The organism is Mycobacterium innocens, from assembly GCF_900566055.1.
Classification (GTDB): domain Bacteria; phylum Actinomycetota; class Actinomycetes; order Mycobacteriales; family Mycobacteriaceae; genus Mycobacterium; species Mycobacterium innocens.
Genome location: NZ_UPHQ01000205.1, coordinates 1 through 8,967 on the forward strand (window position 1 = coordinate 1; position 8,967 = coordinate 8,967).

The window sequence follows — 8,967 nt, forward strand, 5'->3', positions numbered from 1 at the left end:
TGCCAGGTCCATCATGTGCGCGACTGGGCCAGCACCCATCGCACCGACATCGACCAACTCACCCTGGCCTGCGGACCCCACCACAAACTCCTCGACGGCGACTGGACTACCCGCAAAAACGCCCACGCCGACACCGAATGGATCCCACCGCCGCATCTCGACCACGGGCAACCGAGAACCAACACGTTCCACCACGTAGAGAAACTGCTGCGCGACGGAGACGACGACGAGGAGGATGCGGCGTAGCGACCCGGTTTTGGGATTCACTAGCGTGAGCCCAATGAATGAGCAGCACCGCAACCTTGTGCTGATGCGACACGCGAAGTCGGCCTACCCGGACGGCGTCGCCGACCACGACCGGCCGTTGGCGCCACGGGGTATCCGCGAGGCCCAGCTGGCCGGTGAGTGGTTGCGGGCCAATGTGCCGACCGTCGACAGCGTGTTGTGTTCGACGGCCACTCGCACCCGAGAGACGTTGGCACGCACCGGCATCGATGCGCCGGTGCGCTACGCGCAGCGCCTCTACGGCGCCACTCCCGGAGCCGTGATCGAGGAGATCAACCGGGTAGCCGATGAGATCACCACGCTGCTCGTCATCGGTCACGAACCGACAACGTCTGCACTGGCCCTCATCCTGGCCACTGTCGACAGCACCAAATCTAGGGCCGCACAACGTATTTCGGAGAAGTTCCCGACTTCGGCGATCGCAGTGCTACGGATCGAAGGACGTTGGGAGGATCTGCAACCCGGCGACGCCCCGCTCGTCACCTTCCATGTGCCGCGGGAAGCCTGACCGCAGAGGGGATCGTGGTTGCCGGCTCAGGCGTTGGTGGCCAGCGTCAACTCCATCAGCTTGATGGCCTGCCCGCAGGCGTCGATACCGGGCGCCTGCGGGTTGACCCACCACCCGACCACTCCCGCCGCATCGCTGGCCACGCCGCAGCCGCCGTTGGGATCGCCGGTCCGCATCACAATCGAGTCGATGCCCTGGATCGTGCGATTCTCGATCTGGTATTTCAGGCCCTCGGCGACCTTGCGCTCGTTGCTCAGACTGCCCTGCTCGAACCAGAACCGGGTGATGTCGATCAAACCGGCCGGGTTGGCCGCCTGCCACCGGCATATCGCGCCCACGAATGTGCTTTGGATGTCGAGCGGATCTGCACCGACGGTCTTGGCCAGGATGTCGGTGGTCAGGACCTCACATTCCTTGAGCAGGTTCGGATATTGCCTTTCGGAATTGTCGTTGCGCGGCACCCCGCCCGCGCCCGCCTTCACGGCGGTGCCGGAAACCGATCTCGTGCAACCCACCAAGAAAATCAGCGCGGTGATCAATGCGGCGGCACCGACCAAGACACGTCTCATTTCGCGTTCGCAATCGATTGGCGGGTCAATTCCTTGGCGACGTCACACGGCGGGGGAAATGGCTTCTGGTTAAAGCTCACCGACCACTCGATGAAATCGTCCTGGAACTGGATCCCCACTTCACACAACGAATCGCCCAGACTGGGCTCGTTGCCGATCGCAATGAAGCCGCTATGACCGTTGATGTTGATGTCCTCGACACTGGCCCGCGACAATTCCTCGGTCTTGCGCTCCCGCCCGATCGGGCTACCGCGGTACCAGGAGAAGGAGAAGTGCGGTCCCATGATGCCGCCGCCCGCCAGCCATTGGCAGCCCACCGAGTTCTTGGCCGTGTTGATCAGCCCGCCGACCCTGGTCAGCTCGGTCACCGTCTGATCGCTGACGCCGCCGCACTGCGGGAAAAAGGGCCCGTGCTTGCCCTCGGCGTTGCCGGGCGTCGACGAAATCGTCGCACCCGGCTGGTTCGTGCCGGAACTGGAACACCCCGCGATCGCGGGTGTCAAAGCCACCAGGGCCGACGCCGCCAACACCAGCGTCGTCACATTGCGCCGCACCGCGTACCTCTTCTCCTGCCGTTCTCCTGCCGGTCACAGCATGCACTGTAGCCGCAGCCCCAGAGGTCAACCACCGACACGCTCGCTGATCAGGCATTACGGTCTCACGAGCGAAGCTGGCGCCGGTGCCGGGCAGTCGCGGTATGCGACAGTTACCCCATGCTCCTGGCACTGCTGCGCCAGTATCTGCGGCCCTACCGCCAGCTGATCGCGGTACTGATGGTGTTGCAGCTGATCAGCACCCTGGCTTCGCTGTACCTTCCCACCGTCAACGCCGCGATCATCGACGATGGAGTCGCCAAGGGCAACACCACCATCATCGTCCGGCTGGGCGTGGTGATGCTCGGCGTCACCGGATTACAAGCGCTGTGCGCGGTCGGTGCGCTCTACGTCGGCTCACGGACCGGGACCGGCTTCGGCCGCGACCTGCGTTCAGCCATGTTCGAACACGTCGTCACGTTCTCCGAACGAGAGACTGCCCGGTTCGGCGCATCGACGTTGCTGACCCGCAGCACCAACGACGTGCGCCAGATCGTGTTCCTGGTGCAGACGACGGCCACCGTGCTGGTCGCCGCGCCGATCATGAGCGTCGGCGGCATTCTCATGGCAATTCACCAGGAAGCCGCACTGACCTGGCTGCTACTGGTCAGCGTCCCGGTCCTGGCGGTGGCGAACTACTGGATCATGACACACCTGCTGCCATTGTTTCGCAGCATGCAGAGCCTGATCGACGGCATCAACCGAGTGCTGCGAGACCAACTGTCCGGGGTCCGGGTGGTCCGCGCCTTCACCCGGGAAGGCTTCGAGCAGGACAGGTTCGCCCGGGCGAACACCGCGCTGTCCAAGACCGCACTGGCAGCGGGTAACTGGCAAGCGCTGATGCTGCCGGTGACCACCCTGACCATCAATGCGTCCAGCGTCGCGGTGATCTGGTTCGGCGGCCTGCGCATCGACGACGGCCAGATGCAGGTGGGCTCGCTGAGCGCCTTCCTGGCGTATTTCGCCCAGATTCTGATGGCGGTGTTGATGGCGACGATGACGCTGGTCGTGCTGCCACGAGCATCCGTGTGCGCCGAACGCATCACCGAGGTGCTGTCCACCCGCGCCGCCATCGGCAACCCGGCAAATCCCACGTTCCCGCCCGAGGGGATCACCGGCGTGGTCCGCCTGGAGGGTGTGACGTTCAGCTATCCGGGCGCTGATTGTCCGGTGCTGCAAGACATCTCGCTGATCGCGCGGCCGGGTGCCACCACCGCGATCGTCGGCAGCACCGGATCGGGCAAGTCGACCCTGGTCTCGCTGATCTGCCGGCTCCGCGACGTCACCGGCGGTGCCGTCCTGATCGACGGCATCGACGTCCGCGACTATCACACCGAAAGACTTTGGACCGCAATCGGTTTGGTGCCGCAGCGCGGCTACCTCTTTTCCGGCACCGTCGCCGACAACCTGCGCTACGGCGCGGCTCCGAACCAGTCGGCAACCGACGCGGAGATGTGGGAGGCACTGCGCGTCGCCGCTGCAGACGATTTCGTGGGGGCGCACGGACTGCTGATGCGCGTCGGCCAGGGTGGGACCAACTTCTCCGGTGGGCAGCGCCAACGGCTGGCGATCGCGCGGGCCGTCATCCGCCGCCCCGCCATCTATCTCTTCGACGACGCGTTCTCGGCTCTGGACGTGCACACCGAGGCCCGCGTTCGCTCGAACCTGCGCGAGGTGGCTGCAAACGCAAACATTATCATTGTCACCCAACGGGTTTCGACTGCATGCCAGGCCGACCAGGTGCTCGTCGTCGACGACGGCAAAATCGTCGGCGCGGGCAGCCACGAAGCCCTGCTGGCCGATTGCCCGACCTATGCCGAATTCGCCATCTCGCAGTCGGTGACCGTCAGCGCCGGGGGCGACCCGTGACCATGGCAATGAGCCAGCGGCCGCGCGGCGCGGCGCCGGCCCCCACCCTGCGGTCGCAAGACTTCTGGGGTTCAGCGGCGCGCCTGGTGAAACGGCTCGCGCCGCAACGCCGGCTCAGTCTCGCGGTGATCGCGCTGGGTATCACCGGTACGGCGATCAGCGTGGTCGTTCCGCGAATCCTGGGCCATGCCACCGACCTGTTGTTCAACGGCGTGATCGGGCGACGCCTGCCGGCCGGTATCACCAAGGCGCAGGCCGTCGCGGCGGCCCGGGCCCGCGGTGACAACGCGTTCGCCGACCTGCTGTCGGGGATGAATGTGGTGCCGGGCCAGGGGGTGGACCTCGGCGCGGTGGGACGCACGCTGGCGCTGGCACTGGCGCTGTATTTGGTTGCATCGCTTTTGATTTGGGCTCAGGCCCGGCTGCTCAACGTGACGGTGCAGCGGACCATAGCGAAGTTGCGGTCCGATGTCGAGGACAAGGTGCACCGGCTGCCGTTGGCCTACTTCGACGGACGTCAGCGCGGCGAGCTGCTAAGCCGGGTCACCAACGACGTCGACAACGTCCAGTCGTCGCTGTCGATGACGATCAGCCAGCTGGTGACCTCCATTCTGACGGTGCTGGCCGTGCTTTTCATGATGGTGTGGATCTCGCCGCTGCTGGCGCTGATCACGGTGCTGACGGTGCCGCTGTCGCTGCTGGTGACGCGGGCGATCACGCGACGATCGCAGGGACTGTTCGTTGCGCATTGGACCAGCACCGGGCGCCTCAACGCGCACATCGAAGAGACATACAGCGGCTTCACGGTGGTCAAGACCTTCGGCCACCAGGCCGCCGCGCGAGAAGAATTCCGCAAGCTCAACGACGACGTCTACCGGGCCAGCTTCGGCGCGCAGTTCCTGTCCGGTCTGGTCGGGCCCGCGACGACGTTCATTGGCAACCTCGGTTACGTCGCCGTCGCCGTGGTGGGTGGCCTGCAGGTGGCCACCGGACACATCACGCTGGGCAGTATCCAGGCCTTCATTCAATATGTCCGCCAATTCAACACGCCGGTGAGCCAAGTGGCCGGGATGTACAACACCCTGCAATCGGGGGTGGCCAGCGCCGAGCGGGTGTTCGAGCTGCTCGACGAGGCCGAAGAATCGCCGGAGCCGGCGCCGGCGTCAGCTATCCGGGGCCCGGGGCCGGTCCCGTGCCCGAGCCGGCCCGGTCGCGTCGAGTTCGAACACGTGAGCTTCGCCTACCACCCCGGTCACCCGGTGATCCGGGACGTGTCGCTGGTGGCCGAACCGGGTAGCACGGTGGCGATCGTCGGACCGACCGGCGCGGGCAAGACCACGCTGGTGAACCTGCTGATGCGGTTCTACGAAGTCGATTCCGGCCGGATCCTGATCGACGGCGTGGACATCGCCTCGATGAGCCGGCAGGCACTGCGATCACGGATCGGCATGGTGCTGCAAGACACCTGGCTGTTCGACGGGACGATTGCCGAAAACATCGCCTACGGGCGACCGGACGCCGCCCTCCACGAGATAACCGAAGCCGCCAGAGCGGCTCATGCCGACCGCTTCGTGCGTAGCTTGCCGGCCGGCTATCAGACCCGGATCAGCGGCGACGGAAGCAACGTCAGCGCCGGTGAGAAGCAGTTGATCACCATCGCGCGTGCGTTCCTCGCCCGCCCCCAACTGCTCATCCTGGACGAGGCCACCAGCTCGGTCGATACCCGCACCGAGCTGCTCATCGCCCAAGCGATGCGCGAACTTCGCCGAGACAGAACGAGTTTCATTATCGCCCACCGGCTTTCGACGGTTCGCGATGCCGACCGCATCATGGTCGTACAGGACGGACGGATCGTCGAACACGGCAACCCCGCCGAACTGCTGGCCCGGCGCGGCGCCTACTACGCGATGACTCAGGCCTAGCCTGCCGGGTGGCCCCGGGCGAATCGGGCCGGGAAGTTATCAAGAAGTTATTGAGAATTCGCCAAGAGGTCGATCCGAAGCTGGGGTCACCAAGCAGCAAACCCACAGCACTCAGCAAAGGACCTCACCAATGTTCTCAGCACGCCTCACCGCAGTCCTGGCCACCGCCGTCGGCGCCGCCGCCGTCGGGCTTGCCGTCGCCACCGCCGGCGTCGCCTCGGCCACCACCGCAGCTGACGCGGCATTCATCTCGCAGATGGAGTCGGTTGGCGTTACCTTCTCCTCGCCGCAGGCGGCAGTCCAAGAGGGCCACCAGGTCTGCACCGAATTGGCGGCCGGAGCAACTGGATCCCAAATCGCCAGTGAAATCCTCAGCCAGACCAACCTGACCTCCAAGCAAGCCGCCTACTTCGTCGTCTACGCAACCAAGGACTACTGCCCGCAGTACGCCAGCCAGCTCACCTGATCGAATCCCACACAGCATGCGGGGATCCCGAGAACCGGGATCCCCGCATCGCGCGTTCTGCGATAGTCAGCCCGCCGAGGAACGTGGACCCAGACCGGCCGGACGTAACCCCGGGCTCACTAAGCTCGGAGTTCGGCTTGAGCAACTGCGGGCTGATTAAGGAGATGTCGATGAAGCTTGCGCGTCGAAGTGTTGTCGCCGCCGCGGCCACCGGACTCGCTGTCGCCCTGACGATCAGCGGCTGCGGACATCCGGATACCGGCGCCAAATCGTCGAGCGCCACGGCCACCGCCACCAGCGGGGAGGCGGCGAGGTTGCTCAAACAGGCCACCGACGTGATGCGCAAGGTCACCGGCATGCACCTCAGCCTTGCCGTGCAGGGTGACGTGCCGAACCTGCGGGTGACAAAGCTCGACGGCGATGTATCCAACACACCGCAGACCGTCGCCACCGGCAGCGCGACGATGCTCGTCGGCAAGGACACCCAGGACGTCAAATTCGTCTATGTCGACGGTCACCTCTACTCCGACCTCGGCCAGCCCGGCATGTACACCGACTTCGGCAACGGCGCCTCGATCTACAACGTGTCGGTGCTGCTGGACCCCGACAAGGGCTTGGCCAACGTACTGGCCAACCTCAAGGACGCGGCGGTGGCCGGCTCCCAGCAGGTGAACGGCGTCGCCACCACCAAGATCACCGGGAAATCGAGCGCCGACGACATCGCGACGCTGGCCGGCTCACGGTTGACCACCGAGAACGTTTCCACGGTGTCCACCACCGTCTGGACCGCTTCGGACGGGTCCTCACATCTCGTGCAACTCCAGATCGTCCCGGCCCCCAACACTTCGGTGACGCTGACAATGTCCGACTGGGGCAAACAGGTCACCGCTACCAAACCGGTCTAGCCATTGGCGGATGGCGTCACGGCACGTTGATCCGGCCGGACCGCCGACGCTCGGAAAGGATTCACCAATGACGATGATGGTTCCCCATCGGCGCCGGTTCGCCGTGACGGTCGTTCGGCTGGCGGTTGTCATCGCGACCATCGCGGCCATCGCAACAACGGCGGCGACCGTGGCTCCGGCGCCCGCGGCACGCGCCACCGATTCCTACGGTGCGATCGCCTATTCCAGCAACGGGTCGTGGGGCCGGTCGTGGGCCTACCCCACCAAGGCGGCTGCCGAAGCCACCGCGATCAAATCGTGCGGCTACTCCGATTGCAAGGTGCTCACCTCCTTCACCGCCTGCGGCGCCGTCGCCGCAAAAGACCGCGACTACAAGGGCGGCACAGGCGCGAATCTCAGCGCCGCCATGAAAGACGCGCTGAGCAAGCTCGACGGCGGCTACATCGACACGTGGGCCTGCAACTGACGCGCCGCCGCACGGTCGGGCCGCGGGCCCGAGGTCACTCCAAGAATTCGTCGAGATAACGAATAGGCCACCATCAGAGCCTTTTCTCAACAGCCCCTCCACCGGAGCGGAATTGAGAAAGGACCCGGCCGTGAAGACCGTCAACATCTCCATCGTCGCCAAGGCAGCCGTCGCCGCCGCACTCGCCGCCGGCCTGTCACTGGGCTTGGCCAGCCAGGCCGACGCATCCGTCGGCGGCACCATGTTCGGCGACCCGACCGCGGCGGCCAAGTACTGGCGCCACCAGAACTACGACGACTGCGCCATCATGTCCGGCGCCGACGTGGTCGGCCAGATCACGGGCAAGCTGCCTTCGGAGCGGGCCATCATCAAAGTGGCCCAGTCGACGCCCAGCACCAGCCACCCCGGCTCGATCTACATCAAGCCGACCGACAAGAACGACCCGAACTCGGGCATGGGCACCAACCCGGAGGACCTGCCGACACTGCTGGCGCACTACGGAGTCCACGGCGTCAACACCGACTCGGACAGCGCCGCGCAGACCGGCGTCGCCACCGGCATGGACGCGCTCGAGCAGTACCTGGGCAGCGGCCACGCGGTGATCGTCGGGGTCAACGCCGAAATGATCTGGAACCAGCCGATCCAGAACAAGGGCAGCGACGGCCAGCCGCGGGCCGACCACGCAGTGGTGGTGACCGGCGTCGACACCGCCAACGGGGTCGTGCACCTCAACGACAGCGGCAATCCGGACGGTCGCGACGAGCAGATCCCCCTGGAGACCTTCGTCAAGGCCTGGGCCACCAGCCACGACTTCATGACCGTCACGCAGGAAACACACAAGTAGCCCTTGGTCCCACACATGGCGGGCAGCCACCCGAGCGCCGGGTCGGCTGCCCGCCATCGGTTCTGGAGCTCCAAATGCACCGGTAGATCACTTCAAGGATTCATAGAGATAACGAAAAGGCCGTCATCGGAACCTTTTCTCAACGCCCATTCCGCAGCCGTCCAACGGGGGCGGAACGAGAGAACGAGAAAAGGGAAAGACCGATGAAGATCTCCACCATCGCCAAGACCGCCGTCGCCGCCACCTTCGCGGGCGCGCTGGCACTGGGACTGGCCGTCCCGGCCGATGCGGCGACGGGCACGATGTACGGCGACCGTTGCGAGTGAGTGATCTTTAGTGGTCACGCGACTCGCACCCCATTTCGGGGTTGTTCGGCAGCCTTGCGGCTGCGTCCCTTCCGCGCTTCACAGCCACCGGCCGGGCCAGGCCCGGTCTTACGGTCGGCTCCACGCTTGACGGCGGCCCCAACTGGGCCGACGACGCTAATGGTGTCCTCGTAGCGTGCGAGGTTGATCGCGGCGTTGTCATCACGTTGGTGTG

The 8,967-nt window shown here is 65.5% G+C and carries 10 protein-coding genes and 2 pseudogenes; 9 read left to right on the forward strand and 3 right to left on the reverse strand.

Features of this window, described 5'->3' with window-relative positions; all coding sequences use genetic code 11:
• A pseudogene (locus EET03_RS19700) lies at positions 1–246 on the forward strand (HNH endonuclease signature motif containing protein); the annotation flags it as partial.
• Positions 247–280: 34 nt separating this feature from the next.
• Positions 281–793: a SixA phosphatase family protein gene (locus tag EET03_RS19705; protein WP_075541773.1), complete on the forward strand. Its 513-nt coding sequence runs from the start codon at positions 281–283 to the stop codon at positions 791–793.
• Between the two features lie 26 nt (positions 794–819).
• On the opposite strand, the gene EET03_RS19710 is transcribed toward EET03_RS19705, so the two are convergent.
• Both EET03_RS19710 and EET03_RS19715 read right to left on the reverse strand, forming a co-directional pair.
• Positions 820–1,362, reverse strand: a complete 543-nt coding sequence (locus EET03_RS19710) for a DUF3558 domain-containing protein (protein ID WP_075541772.1) — start codon at positions 1,360–1,362, stop codon at positions 820–822.
• Complete coding sequence (locus tag EET03_RS19715) at positions 1,359–1,916, reverse strand: DUF3558 domain-containing protein (protein WP_063468975.1); 558 nt, start codon at positions 1,914–1,916, stop codon at positions 1,359–1,361. Before EET03_RS19715 ends, EET03_RS19710 begins: the two co-directional genes overlap by 4 nt.
• A 159-nt stretch (positions 1,917–2,075) precedes the next feature.
• On the opposite strand from EET03_RS19715, the gene EET03_RS19720 reads away from it, so the two are divergent.
• The 7 genes from EET03_RS19720 (at position 2,076) to EET03_RS31785 (ending at position 8,753) form a co-directional block, all read left to right on the forward strand.
• Positions 2,076–3,824: an ABC transporter ATP-binding protein gene (locus EET03_RS19720; RefSeq protein ID WP_075541771.1), complete on the forward strand. Its 1,749-nt coding sequence runs from the start codon at positions 2,076–2,078 to the stop codon at positions 3,822–3,824.
• A gap of 2 nt (positions 3,825–3,826) precedes the next feature.
• Complete coding sequence (locus EET03_RS19725) at positions 3,827–5,746, forward strand: ABC transporter ATP-binding protein (RefSeq protein WP_425271539.1); 1,920 nt, start codon at positions 3,827–3,829, stop codon at positions 5,744–5,746.
• Positions 5,747–5,876: 130 nt separating this feature from the next.
• Positions 5,877–6,212 carry a DUF732 domain-containing protein gene (locus EET03_RS19730; RefSeq protein WP_063468977.1) on the forward strand — a complete coding sequence of 112 codons (336 nt, stop codon included), beginning with the start codon at positions 5,877–5,879 and terminating at the stop codon, positions 6,210–6,212.
• 170 nt (positions 6,213–6,382) lie between these two features.
• On the forward strand, positions 6,383–7,117 hold the full coding sequence (locus tag EET03_RS19735; RefSeq protein ID WP_075541775.1) for an LppX_LprAFG lipoprotein: 735 nt from the start codon (positions 6,383–6,385) through the stop codon (positions 7,115–7,117).
• Between the two features lie 67 nt (positions 7,118–7,184).
• Positions 7,185–7,583 (forward strand): DUF4189 domain-containing protein, encoded by a 399-nt coding sequence (locus EET03_RS19740; RefSeq protein ID WP_099194232.1) that lies wholly within the window; start codon positions 7,185–7,187, stop codon positions 7,581–7,583.
• Positions 7,584–7,728: 145 nt separating this feature from the next.
• Positions 7,729–8,427: a C39 family peptidase gene (locus tag EET03_RS19745; protein WP_063468984.1), complete on the forward strand. Its 699-nt coding sequence runs from the start codon at positions 7,729–7,731 to the stop codon at positions 8,425–8,427.
• 203 nt (positions 8,428–8,630) lie between these two features.
• Positions 8,631–8,753 carry a hypothetical protein gene (locus EET03_RS31785; protein WP_279637721.1) on the forward strand — a complete coding sequence of 41 codons (123 nt, stop codon included), beginning with the start codon at positions 8,631–8,633 and terminating at the stop codon, positions 8,751–8,753.
• 14 nt (positions 8,754–8,767) lie between these two features.
• Here the strand turns inward: EET03_RS31785 and EET03_RS19750 are convergent.
• Positions 8,768–8,967 (reverse strand): annotated as a pseudogene (locus EET03_RS19750) (IS607 family element RNA-guided endonuclease TnpB); the annotation flags it as partial.